This window comes from Chryseobacterium sp. GM_Chr_2, assembly GCF_026540445.1.
Lineage (GTDB): Bacteria > Bacteroidota > Bacteroidia > Flavobacteriales > Weeksellaceae > Chryseobacterium.
Map to the genome: position 1 here is coordinate 39,967 of NZ_JALNUD010000005.1, position 15,880 is coordinate 55,846.

Here is a 15,880-nt window from a genome sequence, read left to right on the forward strand (position 1 = left end):
ATTATTTTATTGAATTTAAAAATGTATATAAATCCTGTTCTTTTGTAAGCTGCATTTTGGCTTTAATTTTTGTTTTATACACCCTTACGCTTCCCGGAGTGATATTCTCTAATAATGAAACTTCTTTCGATGATAAATTGAGTCTGAAATAGACACATAATTTTAATTCCTGTTCAGACAATTGAGGAAATTTATCTGATATAATTTTGATAAATTCCCTGTTTTCCAAAGAACTTTCATACATCAACTCATGATTTTTTTCATCCATCTGAACGAGATTATTCATCTGAAAAAATAAATTACGCACAGTTTCACCAGCGTCTAAATTTTTTGATCTTCGGATTTTTTTAAGATTCTCCAGAAAAGCCTTTTCATTTTCAATTTTCAGATTGAGATTAAGACGAAGATTTTTAATCTTATCCTGTTTTTCCTGTATATTTTTTTCAAGAGTTACATTATTGGTTTCCAATTCGTTTTTCAAACCTTCTAAAAGTTCTCTTTCTTCCTTATTTTTTCTTCTTATATCTAAAATAGCCTTTATAAAAATTCCTATTATAATGATAACCAAAACGATCAATAAAATATTTTTCCTTTTTTGATTTTCAATTTTATAGTCATATTCTTGGTTAATATTTTTAATAATATATCCGTTCAAAATATCAGATACATTATCCATATCTTTCATCGTTTCTTTATTACTTTCATTATTCAGCTCTAGAAGTTTTCGGGAGACAAACTTTAATTTCTGCAAATCATTCTTGTCAGAATAATACTTTTGCAGTACTTCATAAACATATATTTTCATATATGTCTTTTTTACTTCAGGTTCTATTGAAATCAAATACTTTATTAATTCTTCTTCTTTATTTTTTTGCTGAGTAATTGCATATACGCTTAATAGTTGACCCGCATTTTTAATAGCATTATCTTCAAATTTTTTTTTGTATTTATAAAAATCAAGCTTTTTACCCATATACTTCTCTGCATTTTTATAGTCTTTTTTTTCCAGATAATAGACTCCTACATTTCCAATCATCATATAGATTTGCAGTATTTCTTCAGCATTCAAATCTTTCTTAGATTCCAAAATCCGAATTGCATACCAAGTTTGTTGAATCGCTAAATCTATGTTCCCAAGCTTATTATCACACAAAGAAAAATTATTATACATAGAAGCTAAATAAATTTTATCTTCTTTTCTAAAAGTTTTAAGTGCTTTATAAAAATAAATTTTTGCAAGAGAATAATTTTCATGTTGAAAATACCATCTGCCTTTCGCATGATATAAATGTGGAAGTAAAACTTTTTCAGAAGTTCCTTCTTCCATTTTAATCGCCTCATTAAGAAACTGTAAACTTAATTTGGGAGAAGTATTTTCAAATTCCAGCGCTAAAGAAAGTTTACAAAATGCTGTAATAAACTCATAGTCGTCATCATTTATTCTTAACAATTCATAGATGAGAGATACTTTTTTAGACTTTTCATCAGGCTCCTTAAAAGTGAGTACAAATTTGCTGCTTAAAAGATATTTTAACTCATGAGTATGTTTATATTTTTCTAATTCTCGCTTATATATATTAGAAATTACTTCTTGATTATCACTAACCTCTGAAAGTTCTTTATTAATATCATAAAAATAGCTATTATCTTTTTCAGCGTGACACGAGGTCATTATAAAAAAGAGCACAAAAAGCAATATTATCCGGTAGTAATGCATACTCTAAATTATAAAAAAAACGTCTCTAAATGCACTATACATAAGATTTAAGAAAATTATACAAAAAAGAAAACAAGACACATCAAAAGAAAAATTTCAGTTAAAATTTTCAATATTTAACAGATAAAAACATACAAGTATAAACCTCACAAAAATGATATTGCTGAGAAATAAGATGTAAAAAAGGTTACCAAGAGATCATTTTGACGCTGAAATTAAAAAAATACAATTTTAGAAATGATAGAAAATTCTAAGCTTAAAAGAATTAAAATACCATAGAATAAGCTCAGTTTTTTGTTAATACTGCTAAAATATTAAGCAATGAGTGAATTAACACTTAACAAAATATAAAAACCAACAAATCAACAAATTACAAATTTACAATTAACACATATAGTACAATAGTGGTTGATTAATTAACGCCAATTAACAGCTTAAATTAATCTTTTTTAATTCCTACTAAATAGATTTGTTTCAACATTAATGTAAAAGCAAATCGTTTTTAAAAACAAAACACCAAATCATTATTACCATAAAATCAAAAAACTTATTATGAAATCGTTTAAGAACATAAATATAGGCGCTTTGATTGAACAAAGAGTCACAGAATATGAAATAGATATATCCAGAATATGCAATTTTTTTTCTTGCACCGAAGAGGATATAAAAAACATGTATGATTCTAAAACCATTGAAACTGAATTACTTTTAAAGTGGAGTAAATTATTGGAATACGATTTCTTTAGAATTTATTCTCAGCATTTAATTTTATTTTCTCCCCAAAGTAATTTTTATACATGTCAGAAAGAAAAATCTACATCATTACCTCAATTCAGGAAAAATATTTACACAAAAGAGGTGATCGATTTTATTGTAGAGCTCATTAATTCCGGCGAAAAAAACATGAATGAAGTGATTGAGCGCTACGGAATTCCGAAAACGACATTACACCGATGGACGGTGAAATACCGAGATATGGAAAATGATAAACATACACAAAAAATTAACTAAGAAATACGAATATCATGCAGCGAACATGCCCAAATTACAGGGTGATCTATAATGATATCATTAACAGAGACCATCCTAATAAAAAACAAGAGTGCAACAATATCCTTAGTAAGGAAGAAATATCAATGCTTGACGTAATAAAACTCAATAATATCATTTTTGGAATACAGGATAAAAAAACGGTAGAATTTAACCAAAAACATAGATCTTACGATAAAAATACAATACTGGAAATTTTAGAATATCAAGAAAAAAATGAATTGAATAACACAGAATTAGCAAATCATTTTAAATTAAGTAGAAACACAGTGGCAAAATGGAAAAAACACTTCAAACAGAAGCATTTGCATTCGCTTAATATTTAATTCTACTCAGCTAAAAAAACACAATCAACATAAATTTAAAAATATTAAAGTGAGTGCAAATGTTTTTTAAATAGTATTAACCATTAAAAACGATAGATATATGAAATAAACCAATGAACAATCATACAATATAATTATTAAGTGGAAGTAGGGAATGCAAACACGCCAGAATCAGATACTCATCCCAATTTGTTTTTTGGCTGTTTGCATCCTATTTTTTTATTTAAATCTTTCTAAAGAAATCTCCTGATGAAGCGGAATGTTATTTTCAATACAATCATATAGACTTTTGGTGAAATAACAGCCATTCAAAATACCTCTAGCCCCTAAACCATTGAAAACGTACAAATTATTAAACTCTGAATGTCTTCCTACAATTGGTCGTCTGTCTTTCACTGTAGGTCTGAAACCAAAATTAATTTCACTTATCTTAAAATCATAAGGATAAAACTCAGACAACCCATTTTTAAGCTGTTCTACGGCCGTTTCATCAATATTTTCATGTAATTGTTCTCTATCATACGTTCCGCCATAAAAATACAGACCATTATAGGTTGGAAAAAGGAAATGTTTCTTTTTGATTGTAATATTTTCTGAAAGAGGTTGTGAAAGTTCAACTTTAATATGATGTCCTTTATTTGGATTCACCGGAATTTCAGAAAAATAAGGATTATCTTTCACTCCCATTCCTTCACAGAAAATAATATTTTTAAACTTTAAATCCTGATAAGATGATTCAACAACATTAATTTCGGAATAATTGAATTTTTCTTTAATTAAATTGCCTTTGTTTTCTAAAAACTTAAATAAACCATTAAAAAATCCATTAACATCAAGTCTGGCAGACTGATTTACCTTTCCGGAGAGAAAATCATTTTTTACTATATTTAAACGATCAAATTTTTGATCAAGAAAATTAATTAACTCTTCTTTTTCTGATTTTTTAAGCCATAAATTCTTTTCATTTTCATCATGAAAAATTCTGTGAATAGGAGTATCTATTAAATAATTTTGTCCTGTATACGCTTCAATTTCTTTCAATGTTTCTTTTAAGAAATTAATCTGTTCCTGAGCTAACCAAAAAGTAGTAAATTTCTTTAAAACTACCGGATTGATAATTCCCGCCGATACCTGAGAAGCACTCTTTTTACCTTCTGAAAACAGAACAAACGATTTGTTATTTTTAATCAGTTGATGTGCAAAAAAAAGCCCTGCATATCCGTCTCCTACGATTATATAATCTACATTTCTCATAATAAAAAAACCTGAGTAAAAATACTCAGGTTTTCTATAAATATCAAGTGAAATCTTAGTAATTCCACATATCATTTTCCATTTCTAGAATCTGCTCTTTAATTCTATCGCTTTCTTCTAATTGCTCATCAGCATTTTTAGGAATATAATCTTTAATAATTCCATCTCCTAGCCCGCTTGAAGATTTGTAAATGATAGAAGAAAATCTTCTTGCATTAATTAAATCATCAAAAGAAAGGTCAGCTGAAGAGTTTTTTCTGTTGAAAACATAGTTGTTCGCTAGAATATCTCTTGCATTCGGATAATAGATCCAGAACAAATCAATAAGCTCGTCATTACTTGCAATTGGCTTACCATCTGGCCCGATTACCCCTTGTACAGCAGGATCTGGACCCATAGCAGCAATACCAAGAGGTCTGTATTTCATTTGTCCGTCTCTCTTATCGATAAACCACATACCCATGATTTTAAGAACTTTTACTTTATCAGTTGTTGTCTTATAAACGTCGGTATATTGTTTTTTCTCTGCATCGGTTAATTGTCTTCCAGAGTTAAGAATATCAATCGCAGCATCATTGATAACTACTTTCTCCAATCTTTTCTGAATACCTTCTGCAGATAATCTATCTACAAAGTTTTCATCGTTATAAACCTGCTCAATTTTTCCGCTTAAAGCAGCATCCAATAAAAGCTGATATAATGATCTTGTCTGAGTAGACAATAAACCATCCGGATTATCATAATAGAAAGGTTGGTTAATCTTATCATTCATATCGATAATTTCCCAAACAAACATACTTTTTAAGATATCTTTATCATCAACGAAGCCATATTCTAAAGGCTTCACTGTTTTATCAACAACAGTATCTCCTACTTTCTGCTTGTTTTCCTCTCTCATCTTTCTGAATTCTTCCGGAGAAGAAGCGTTCAGAATAGTTTGGGAAAAAGCAAATCCCGAAACTAATACTAAAAGGCTGCTAATATATTTTTTCATAATAAATTTACAATTTTAGTCCTATTGAACGTTAATTAATATAGGAGTAATGTTTTTGATTACTTGTCCGTCTAAACCTTGAGCTGTAGCTTTAATATCAAAGATAGAAACCACATCTCCAGTTCTTAAACCTCTCACTAATCCAGCTGCATCATCTAAAGAACTACCTTTAATTAATAATGCTGCTTTACCAGGAACTCTAACCATAAACTGAGTTACAGTGAAAGATACCGGGAAGTCGAAATCAGGAATAGCTGCCTGAACAGATTGGTTAGGAATAGAAGTTGCCGGCATAGACAATACATTCTGTCCTCTCATCTGACCTTGTGGAGGTGGTACATTCTTAATTCTATATTCAAATACTTGAGATACAGATTTTCCGTAAGGATCTACACCTGATAATGTTAACTTAACAGTATTTCCGGTAGATGGTTTTACAATCCATTTTCCAGCTCCAGTATTTCTTACAGTAGCACCAGGAGCAGATAGTGATAATTTAGAATTATCAGCACCTAAGATTGAACCAGATACAGGGTTCTCAAGACCTCTATACATTACGTTCATCTTATCAGCAGAAAGTAATAATCCTTTTTCAAGTTTTACTTCTCTTGGTCCTGCAATTACATTATAAGTATGCGTCCAAGGGAAAGATTGAGGTTTACCAGTAGCGTCCGTTAACGTAATAGTTCCACTCAATTTATGTTCTCCGATACCAGCTCCAGAAATAGGAATGATACCTTTACCATTTTCTTGCTTGCTAACTCCAGAAATGCTGATCTTATTGCTATTAGAGTAAGTACCTAACATTACTTTTACTTCAGCCTGCTTACCAGCCTGAATATCTGTAGGACCAGAAACAATTGGCTCGTAGCTTGTAAATTTGATACTTGCATCTACTTTCTCTTGTAGTAACAATGCTAAGGCATCAGATTGTACGTTTCTTGCATCATTCTGAATAATTTCTAAGTTTGAAATCGCAGCGATAAGTGGTTGGTGATAGAATTTATTCTGAAACCATGTCTTACCGTTAGGAGATTTTCCTTTAGGATATTCAGCAATGATAGATTTGTTTGCTCTATCTACAAGATCCTGCAATTGAGGGTTATTTCCAAATGCAGAGTTAATAAAATTTCTAACATCATCAATTTTTGCTTTTAAATCTAAAGCTCCTTTTGATGGTGCATTTTCATCTCCTTCTTTGAAGAAGTAAGCCATTGTTGCCTCATTGTTGTTAAGAGCAGCAAAGTTTTCACTTACATCAAGATCTTTTCCTGTTTTAGGATCTTTATCATGAAATTCTGATTGCTTTTTAAGCGTAGTTTTAATATCATCAGCAGACTTCACTAAAACATCAATTTTTCCTTTTAATTGCTTATACTTTTCCCAAGGTTGAGCATAAGTATCCGGAACTTGCTGAGCTTTAGCCTCAAGAGTTCTTTCGAAGATTTTTTCGTTTTTTCTCTCCGTTAAAGTTCTTGTCTCATTAAGCGCCTTTGTTGAGTCATAGTATGATCTGATGATTTCTGCATCAATATTTAGGGCCATCATCGCGATGAACACCAAATACATTAGGTTGATCATCTTCTGACGAGGTGTCTGTTTTCCTGCTGCCATTCTTTCTTTTTGTTTTTTTGATTAAGTAGTTAAATTATGAATGGTTTGGGGATTAAGACTTCATAGCAGTTAACATACCACCATAAACTCTGTTTAAGTTGTTTAAGTTAGATGTTAAACCTTGTAACTCTTGATTGAATTTTTCAGATTGTTCTGCAGATTTTTGCATATCTGCAACATATTTATTAGCAAACTCAGATTGTTTCTTACCACTTTCTAATTGCATAGCATAAAGAGCATTCATGCTTTCCATGTGAGTAGCAGCTTTGTTCAACTGATCGTTATACTTATGAGTAGAAGCAGAAACATCTACAGTTTGATTAATTTGATCTACAGAGCTAGAAAACTTGTCGATACCAGTTCTTAATCTTTCAAATAACTGAACATCAAGTTTAGCATCTTCCAACATTTTATCCAATTTAGTAGAAAGAGAGTTTTCTAATTCTGCAAATTGATTCGTAAGGTTAGCTCCTTTTGGAGAAGTAACGTTTGAGTGTAAAGGGTTTGGGTTTGCATGCTTATCTAATAATTCTGGATAAACATTTTCCCATGCATAAGACTCTTCTGTTTTCGGAGGGTCGAATGCGAAAATGATGAAGATGATAGCTTCTGTAATAAGTCCTACAGTAAGGGCAATGTTACCATTAATTGGTCCCAGAGTAATGTGAGTAATTTTAAGCCAAGCTCCAAGAATTACAATTGCAGCACCGAATGAATAGAAGAAATTCATCCACGCATCTTTAGTCTTAAACATATACGTTAGTTTTTTTTAATGTTAAATTTTAATAAAAATAATTAGCCGAAAAATAATGTGTTATCTTTTGATAGTTCTAGGTTTTACAGCAGCCTCAGGAATATCCTGTACCGTTCTAAATCCGATATAACTTCTAGCAGAATCTTTTCTTTCCCAGTCTCTTGCACCTGTCATAAGCATATAGCCTACGTCTTTCCAAGATCCACCTCTTACAGATTTTTTGTTATCAATTCTGTCTTTAGTAGAAGGATTTAATGTAGAAGAGAACCCGTATGAAGAGTTGTTATACGCAGATTCAGTCCATTCAGAAACGTTTCCAGCCATATCAAATAACCCATATCCATTTTTCTTAAATTTCTTTACTGGAGCTGTATATGTATAAGTCCCTTTTTTCTCGTCTTCCATGTAGTTACCTCTCTTCGGTTTGAAGTTCGCTAAGTAACAACCTCTGTCATCCATTAAATAAGGACCACCCCAAGGGTAAGTTGCATTCTGCATACCACCTCTTGCAGCGTATTCCCATTCAAATTCTGTAGGAAGTCTGAAAATTAAAGGTCTTTGTTTTTTTCTTTTTAAGCTTTCGTTGTAATCAGATTTTAATTTTGTTCTGAAGTTACAATAAGCTCTTGCTTGGTCCCAAGTTACCCCTACTACAGGATAATCTTTGTAAGCTTTGTGCCAAAAATATTGTTCAAATAATGGCTCATTATAAGCGAAGTGGAAATCTTTTACCCAAACAGTTGTATCTGGATAGATAGCAATGCTTTCACTCTTAAGGTAGTTTGCACCTCTTTCGTTATCAGCAATTGCAGCTCCCATATCTCCCCATCTGTAAGTATATTTCAACTTACTAACATCAAGGATTCTTTCATTACCAATTCTAGAAGATGCAGGTAAATACATAGATTCTAATATTTCTGCATATTCTACATCAGGATATTTTGAAGTACTCCAGTGCAAAGGGATTTTCCAATCTAGTTTTTTGCTAGCATCGTACTCTCCGTCTTCTCTACCTCCTTGTCCCTCTAAATATTCTTGATATGGTGTTAAATTATCTTCTTTTTTCGCAAGGTATGCATAATCACCGATTCCGGTACCTCTTCCACCACCTTCACCACCTTCTCCGGCAGCTTCAGCAAGTAGAGTTCTAGCAATAGAATCTCTTACGTAATTAATGAATACTCTGTACTCAGCATTAGTAGTCTCAGCTTCATCCATAAAGAAAGCAGAAACAGTAACTGTTTTCAATCCCGCCTTTTCAGGAGTATTTGTAGGATCCTGATCAGCTAAACCTGCAATAAAGGATCCTGCAGGGATTGCAACCATACCGAAAGGTCTTTCTGCAACAAATGATTTTGTTTTTTCTCTTGGTATCAATTCTCCTTTTGTTCCTGGTTTTCCCACAGAAGAGCTACCACCACCTGAACAAGATACCGACGCTACCGACGCAGACAATAATAAAAGAAATATCCTTTTCATGTTAATTTTTATAATTAAGCCGTAAATATATAATTTTTTTAAGAAACTTTTAAGATTTTTTTTGAAATAACGTGAGAAATCTAAATTTATTTTATTTCAAATAAACTTTTATTCCACAGTTACAGATTTCGCAAGGTTTCTTGGTTGATCAACATTTGCACCTCTGTAAACAGCGATGTAGTATGCCAACAACTGTAAAGGCACTGATGCTACGATTGGTGAGAAGCATTCTGATGTCTCAGGAATCTCGATTACGTAGTCTGCCATTTCACTTACCTGCGTGTCTCCTTTATTTACAACAGCAATTATTTTTCCTTTTCTGGCTTTAATTTCCTGAACGTTGCTTACAATCTTATCATAATGCCCTTTCTTTGGAGCAATGATAACGATTGGCATGTTTTCATCAATTAAAGCGATAGGACCGTGCTTCATTTCTGCAGCCGGATATCCTTCAGCATGAATATAAGAGATTTCTTTAAGCTTTAATGCACCTTCTAATGCCGCCGGATAGTTGTATCCTCTTCCTAAATAAAGGAAATTGGTAGCATTTACGAAGTCTTTTGCAATATTTTGAGTTAATTCATGAGTGGTGCTTAAAACTTCCTCAATTCTTCTTGGAATAGCATCCAATTCAGAAATTAAGCTCATGAATTCTGCATTTCCTAAGTTACCATTGTGTTTACCTAATTTAAATGCAATTAGCGTAAGAATGGTAAGCTGAGCAGTGAAAGCTTTGGTAGAAGCCACCCCGATCTCAGGACCTGCGTGAGTATAAGAACCAGCATCTGTAATTCTTGCGATAGATGAATCTACCACGTTACAAATACCGTAGATAAATGCTCCTTTTTCTTTAGCCAGTTTTAAAGCAGCCATTGTATCAGCAGTTTCTCCAGATTGAGAGATCGCGATTACAACATCTTTATCTGTAATAATAGGATTTCTATATCTGAATTCAGAAGCATACTCTACTTCAACCGGAATTCTTGCATATTCCTCAATCAGATATTCTCCGATAAGACCTGCATGCCAAGAAGTTCCGCAAGCAATGATAATGATTCTGTTGGCGTTTTTGAATTTCTCGATATGATCCCAAATCCCTGCCATTTTAATAACACCCTCATCTACAATAAGTCTACCTCTCATGGTATCGTGTACAGATTTTGGCTGTTCGAAAATTTCTTTTAGCATGAAATGTTCATAACCTCCTTTTTCAATCTGCTCCAAACTCAACTTAAGCTCTTGAATTTCTGGCTCAATTTTAGAGTTATCGTTAATGGTACGAATGTCAACCCCTTTTTCTAAAGAGATTGTTGCCATGTGACCTTCTTCTAAATAGATCGCTTCTTTCGTAAATTCTACAAACGGAGAAGCATCTGAAGCGATGAAATATTCTTTATCGCCAAGACCAATTGCTAAAGGAGATCCCAATCTAGCAACAACTAATTCGCCAGGGAAATCTTCGTGCATTACAGTAATCGCATACGCACCATATACTTCATTCAAGGCATATCTTACAGCTGTCGGAAAGTCTGTTTCAGCATTTAAATCCATAAAATACTGTACAAGATTTACCAAAACTTCCGTATCTGTTTCAGATTTAAAAGTAAAACCTTTATCCTTAAGCATGGTTTTAATGGTATCATAATTTTCAATAATACCATTATGCACCAATGCAATTTTTCCGTTGTTAGACAAATGCGGGTGAGAATTTCTATCACTAGGAACTCCGTGAGTAGCCCAACGAGTGTGTCCCATACCTATTTTCGCAACCCCTTTTAGCTGGCTCGAAATATTTACAAGATCATCTACTTTCCCTTTGGTCTTTTCAACTTCAAGTTTATTATTTCCATTTTCAAGAACGATTCCGGCACTGTCATACCCTCTGTATTCCAATCTTCTAAGACCGTTGATTACGATATCGTAAGCATCTTGAAAACCTGTATATCCTACTATTCCGCACATATTTTATCTCGTGTTTTTTAGTTTTTTTAAATTATTTTGTCCCGTAGGTAACTCTCACCTTAATTCTGTTGACTTTATCACTTGCATCTGATCCTATGAAAACAGCTCTGCTTCTGTCATACGCTCTTGAGCTATACTGCTGACCGGCAAGTGTTCCTGTAGAGGTTTGTAAGAAAGTACCTAAATCAATTCTATAATATTTTTTAGAATAAACATCATAAGTTACTGCATCATCTTCTACAATATCTTTAAGAGACCTAGTTACAGTAAAGTCATAGTATGACGGATTTTTATCTAAATCATACCCTCTGTAAAGAGAGAAATTATTAGATCCTGCAATAGCTGTTAAGTCTGTAGTAAATGTAGAAGTTGTTGTAGTTCCATCTTTTACTTTCTGTAAGATAGTAAATGAAGTTGGCTTATAATATTTGTTAGTCCAATCTTGTTTATCTGTATAAATTCTAATTTTAGCACTGATAATCGCTGCTTTATTTGTTTTATACATTTGTTTTAATGAATCTATTGAACTTTGTGAGAATTTAACTCCAATAGAAGCACCTCCCATACCTTGAGTATATAATCTTCTATCTCCCGTTCCTTCATTAATAATTTTCATTGCAGCATCATAAGGAGTTCCTGTTCTGTCATATTTATAGCTTCCGATATGTGTATTTCCAGATCCTACAGCAAATGTATAGGTTGTCTGAGGTCTTGTAGTGGTACCGTTTTCAGTTTTATCATTCTTGTAGTACATTACCAATTCAAGATCGTTAGGACCGAAGTTCATTAAATAACCGTCATTTTCTGCCACAGAAATTCTTAATCCTTTAAAATATCTGATAAAATTGGAAACATCACTTAGCTCAGTCTGTCCTTTTTTAGCAATAATTTTATTCTGGAAGAAAGCTGAGTCTAATTTCACTCTGATTCCCGCCGCAGACGAAGTATAAATTGAAGAAGCATCTGAATCTTTAGTAATGGTAACTAAATTTACATTTCCGTCAAGAACTTTTGAACCAAGTTCATTGCTAGAATCATAATCATATTCTTTTTTAGAACTTACTTTATCCGAATATCCGTCAAGGAATTGTGTAACTTCATGTACTTTAAGCGTCATTGTTTTTTTAGCCTTACCATATTTATTAATAGGATAAGTGTTTACCACTTTTTTAGCAGCAATATCGCCTGTTGCATCTTTATATACAAAATCTTCGTTGGTTGTAGTGGTAACAGAATCTGAAGCGTAAGTTGGTTTAATGACCAAAACCACAGAGTCTACTTTAGCATTTGTTCCGAAATCCGGAGCATAAGAAGGAAGTCTTACCTGCGTAAGATAAGAAGCTTTCTGCATACCAAATTGAGTTTCGTCAAAAGCTCCAAGTACCGCAGAAGTTAATTTTGAAGCATCACTCTGAATACTATCAAGATTATCTATATTATATCCTATAAGGTCAAAAGGGATCTCTTTTCCTTGTGCGGCATCACCTAAAAACAACTGTTCTCCTAAAGAATCCGCATCCGGTTCGCAATTATAAAGCAACGCACTTCCAAAAATCGCCAAGAAAAGGATGGCGAAAGTTCTTTTAATAGTATAAGTCATTAAAAATGTGTTTTTTTAATATAGTTTATTTATAGAATCTACATCCAAGTATTCAGATTTCTCAGTTGCAGTTTCATTAAAAGCCTTGTCTAGTTCTTCATTCAGGAACTCATCACCCTTCACTACAGCGTCTACATAGTTCATACTTTCAATTACAAAACTTTGAAAGCTTGGTTTATCTAACGCTTTAAGGCCAGAAATATTATCAAATTTCAATTTTTCCTCCACATTTGCACTCAAAGCAGCATCTTTCTCATTGTATAAAGAAAGAACGATTTTAGCATCTTTGAAATATGTATCAGATTCGTAATACGTTTTAAGATAAATAGGCATGAAAGAAGCCATCCAACCATTTAGGTGAATGATATCCGGAACCCAATTTAGTTTTTTGATGGTTTCGATAACGCCTCTTGCGAAGAAGATTGCTCTCTCGTCGTTATCATCAAAGGCAGTCCCGTCATCTTCGAAATACTGCTGTTTTCTTTTGAAATATTCTTCGTTATCAATAAAATAAACCTGAAGTCTTTCCCCCGGAAGCGACGCTACTTTAATAATTAAAGGCTGATCTAGATCATTAATAATAATATTCATCCCAGAAAGACGGATAACCTCGTGAAGCTGGAATTTTCTTTCACTTATTTGTCCAAATCTTGGCATAAAAACTCTTACATCATTGCCTTCTTGGTGCATCTTAAGTGCCATTTTGTTTACCACTGTAGCCATGTTCGTGTCCTCTTGATATGGATACATCTCTGTAGTAATATACAGTATTTTTTGATTCGGCATAAACTTCTATCTAAATTTTTGTAAAATTGCTTTAATGTGCAAAATTACAAAAAAACATCCAACATTATTTTAATTAACATTTTTTTACGAAAATTCCCTGATTCAAATTATTAAAACCACACCTTATTATATGATATTTTTAGTATTTTTGAAATACTATTAAAATAAACTATGGAAGTTTTAAAAAATAAGAAAACTCTTCAGGATTTCATTGAAAGACAGAAAGAAATGGGTAAAAGAATAGGCTTTGCACCCACCATGGGAGCATTGCATAATGGTCATTTATCACTATATGAAGCAGCACGGGCAGACAATGATCTGGTGATATCATCAATTTTTGTTAATCCAACTCAATTTAACAATCCGGAAGACCTGGAAAAGTATCCGAGAGACATCAACAGAGATATTTTGATTCTGGAAAACTCTGGTTTGGTAGATGCAGTTTATATTCCTGAAGTGGTGGATATTTATCCTGAAAAAGCAGAAAGCCAGCATTATGATTTCGATGGATTAGAAAATGAAATGGAAGGAAAATCGCGACCAGGGCATTTTGATGGCGTAGGAACCGTTGTAGAAGAGCTTTTCCGACAGGTAAAGCCAGACAATGCTTATTTTGGCGAAAAAGATTTCCAGCAGTTGGCTATCATCAAAAAAATGGTTGAAAAGAAAAAACTTCCCATAAAAATAATTGGAGTTCCTATTTACAGAGCAGAAAGTGGTTTAGCATTAAGTTCAAGAAACCAAAGACTGCATGAAGACAGAAGAGATGCTTCCAAGGTTATTTACAAAACATTGAAAAAGGTAAACGAATTGTTTAAAATCAATCCTGTTTCAGAAATTAAAGAAAAAGTTCAGGATGTTTTCGACAATCAAAAAGGAATGCAATTGGAATATTTCCTAATCGCCGATGAAGAAACTTTAAAAGAGACTGATTTTTTCTATAAAGGTAAAAATTACAGAGCTTTTATAGTAGTTATTGTAGATGGAGTACGATTGATTGACAATATGCATTTGGATTAAGGTTGAGGCTAAGGTTAAGACTGAGATTTGAAAATATTCTTTTACAATTAATAAAAAAATAAGCGTTACTTTTTTGAGTAATGCTTTTTTTGTTTTTAATTTAAACCTAAAGCATTTTACATTTATGATGCAGAGATCCTACGACTTCGCTCAGGATGACATCTCTAATATGATCTATTTATACTACATTAAAGTATTTTCAACAATAAATTTATAGCGTCTATCGGTTCAGTCTCAAAACTTGAGGAGAAAATAGATACTTGTTTGCCTTTTATAAGTGGAACGGCTTTGTGAAACTTAAAAGTTATCATAATCGTAAAACTTTGTGGACTTTGTGCTCAAAGTTTAAGGCGTTGAATTTTCATAGCTAAGCAAATTAAATACGGCTATCATTTGCTGAGTAGAACGCCATCGCGAACGAAAATAGGCGTAATGAGATACAAAGCCTTAGCGATCGATAGCGTTAAACAAAAAAATAAAGAATTGTTTTAATCTTTTTTTCTAATACTATAATTAGATCCCTACGGGGATGACAAACATTATGGATACAAACTTTTTATTTACTCCGCAAGTTTTGTAACTGCTCCGAAAAAATTTAGAATAGATTTAACAAAGGGAGAAATACAGGATGTATATAAAAAAAAATCAAAGGCCTCTTGAGGAAGCCTTTGAAACACCAAATCACAAAATATTAATATGAAAAAAATTTACTTTTCAGTAAACTTGTGACCCGGCTGGGATTCGAACCCAGGACCCATACATTAAAAGTGTATTGCTCTACCAGCTGAGCTACCGAGTCGGTCACTTTACTCACGAAAACTTATCGTTTCCGTTTTTAAGACTGCAAAGATACAAATAAATTTGCACTTTCAAAACTTATTTTAAACAAAAGCTTCATTTAGAAACATTCAAAATAAAATAAAAACTTACTTTTCAATAATTGTGACCCGGCTGGGATTCGAACCCAGGACCCATACATTAAAAGTGTATTGCTCTACCAGCTGAGCTACCGAGTCGGCCACAATTGTAATGATAAATATAAAATTAAATTTTAATTATCAATTCAATTATTTTATTTTTTTCTGCTGTGTGCCTGCGACTGGACTCGAACCAGCACATCCTTAGGAAACCACCCCCTCAAGATGGCGTGTCTACCAATTTCACCACACAGGCGACAAATTACAAAAATCTAGTAATTTTATCTTTAGTGACCCGGCTGGGATTCGAACCCAGGACCCATACATTAAAAGTGTATTGCTCTACCAGCTGAGCTACCGAGTCGGCCACTTAATCAACGATTAACACTGTGATAATGTCTCTCATT

At 32.7% G+C, this 15,880-nt stretch carries 12 protein-coding genes and 4 tRNA genes; 3 read left to right on the top strand and 13 right to left on the bottom strand.

What is annotated here, in order from left to right; genetic code table 11:
* Position 1 precedes the first annotated feature (1 nt).
* The gene (locus tag OXQ85_RS09520) at positions 2-1,687 is read right to left on the bottom strand and encodes a hypothetical protein (protein WP_267403955.1); all 1,686 of its coding nucleotides are present in this window, start codon (positions 1,685-1,687) and stop codon (positions 2-4) included.
* A gap of 702 nt (positions 1,688-2,389) precedes the next feature.
* Between OXQ85_RS09520 and OXQ85_RS09525 the strand changes: the two genes are divergently transcribed.
* The gene (locus tag OXQ85_RS09525) at positions 2,390-2,728 is read left to right on the top strand and encodes a hypothetical protein (protein WP_312398434.1); all 339 of its coding nucleotides are present in this window, start codon (positions 2,390-2,392) and stop codon (positions 2,726-2,728) included.
* A gap of 14 nt (positions 2,729-2,742) precedes the next feature.
* Positions 2,743-3,093 (top strand): helix-turn-helix domain-containing protein, encoded by a 351-nt coding sequence (locus tag OXQ85_RS09530; protein WP_267403958.1) that lies wholly within the window; start codon positions 2,743-2,745, stop codon positions 3,091-3,093.
* Positions 3,094-3,312: 219 nt separating this feature from the next.
* Here the strand turns inward: OXQ85_RS09530 and OXQ85_RS09535 are convergent, their stop codons facing one another.
* The 8 genes from OXQ85_RS09535 to OXQ85_RS09570 all read right to left on the bottom strand — a co-directional run bounded on the left by OXQ85_RS09535 (position 3,313) and on the right by OXQ85_RS09570 (position 13,536).
* Positions 3,313-4,347 carry an FAD-dependent oxidoreductase gene (locus OXQ85_RS09535; RefSeq protein WP_267403960.1) on the bottom strand — a complete coding sequence of 345 codons (1,035 nt, stop codon included), beginning with the start codon at positions 4,345-4,347 and terminating at the stop codon, positions 3,313-3,315.
* Between the two features lie 55 nt (positions 4,348-4,402).
* Positions 4,403-5,341 carry a gliding motility protein GldN gene (gene gldN / locus OXQ85_RS09540; protein ID WP_267403962.1) on the bottom strand — a complete coding sequence of 313 codons (939 nt, stop codon included), beginning with the start codon at positions 5,339-5,341 and terminating at the stop codon, positions 4,403-4,405.
* A gap of 21 nt (positions 5,342-5,362) precedes the next feature.
* Entirely contained in the window at positions 5,363-6,955 is a 1,593-nt protein-coding gene (locus tag OXQ85_RS09545; RefSeq protein WP_267403964.1) for a GldM family protein, read from the bottom strand.
* A 52-nt stretch (positions 6,956-7,007) separates the two neighbouring features.
* Positions 7,008-7,709: a gliding motility protein GldL gene (gene gldL, locus OXQ85_RS09550; RefSeq protein ID WP_267403966.1), complete on the bottom strand. Its 702-nt coding sequence runs from the start codon at positions 7,707-7,709 to the stop codon at positions 7,008-7,010.
* A 60-nt stretch (positions 7,710-7,769) separates the two neighbouring features.
* On the bottom strand, positions 7,770-9,188 hold the full coding sequence (gldK, locus tag OXQ85_RS09555) for a gliding motility lipoprotein GldK (protein WP_267403968.1): 1,419 nt from the start codon (positions 9,186-9,188) through the stop codon (positions 7,770-7,772).
* A 108-nt stretch (positions 9,189-9,296) separates the two neighbouring features.
* Positions 9,297-11,150: a glutamine--fructose-6-phosphate transaminase (isomerizing) gene (gene glmS / locus OXQ85_RS09560; protein ID WP_267403970.1), complete on the bottom strand. Its 1,854-nt coding sequence runs from the start codon at positions 11,148-11,150 to the stop codon at positions 9,297-9,299.
* A 31-nt stretch (positions 11,151-11,181) separates the two neighbouring features.
* Complete coding sequence (locus tag OXQ85_RS09565; RefSeq protein WP_267403972.1) at positions 11,182-12,750, bottom strand: DUF4270 family protein; 1,569 nt, start codon at positions 12,748-12,750, stop codon at positions 11,182-11,184.
* A gap of 15 nt (positions 12,751-12,765) precedes the next feature.
* Positions 12,766-13,536, bottom strand: a complete 771-nt coding sequence (locus tag OXQ85_RS09570; protein WP_267403974.1) for a glycogen/starch synthase — start codon at positions 13,534-13,536, stop codon at positions 12,766-12,768.
* Positions 13,537-13,707: 171 nt separating this feature from the next.
* Between OXQ85_RS09570 and panC the strand changes: the two genes are divergently transcribed.
* Positions 13,708-14,556 carry a pantoate--beta-alanine ligase gene (panC, locus tag OXQ85_RS09575; protein ID WP_267403976.1) on the top strand — a complete coding sequence of 283 codons (849 nt, stop codon included), beginning with the start codon at positions 13,708-13,710 and terminating at the stop codon, positions 14,554-14,556.
* A 726-nt stretch (positions 14,557-15,282) separates the two neighbouring features.
* Here the strand turns inward: panC and OXQ85_RS09580 are convergent.
* The 4 genes from OXQ85_RS09580 to OXQ85_RS09595 form a co-directional block, all read right to left on the bottom strand.
* Positions 15,283-15,355, bottom strand: a tRNA-Lys gene (locus OXQ85_RS09580).
* A gap of 144 nt (positions 15,356-15,499) precedes the next feature.
* Positions 15,500-15,572: transfer RNA gene (locus tag OXQ85_RS09585), tRNA-Lys, on the bottom strand.
* 74 nt (positions 15,573-15,646) lie between these two features.
* Positions 15,647-15,729: transfer RNA gene (locus tag OXQ85_RS09590), tRNA-Leu, on the bottom strand.
* 35 nt (positions 15,730-15,764) lie between these two features.
* Positions 15,765-15,837, bottom strand: a tRNA-Lys gene (locus tag OXQ85_RS09595).
* Between the last annotated feature and the right edge of the window lie 43 nt (positions 15,838-15,880).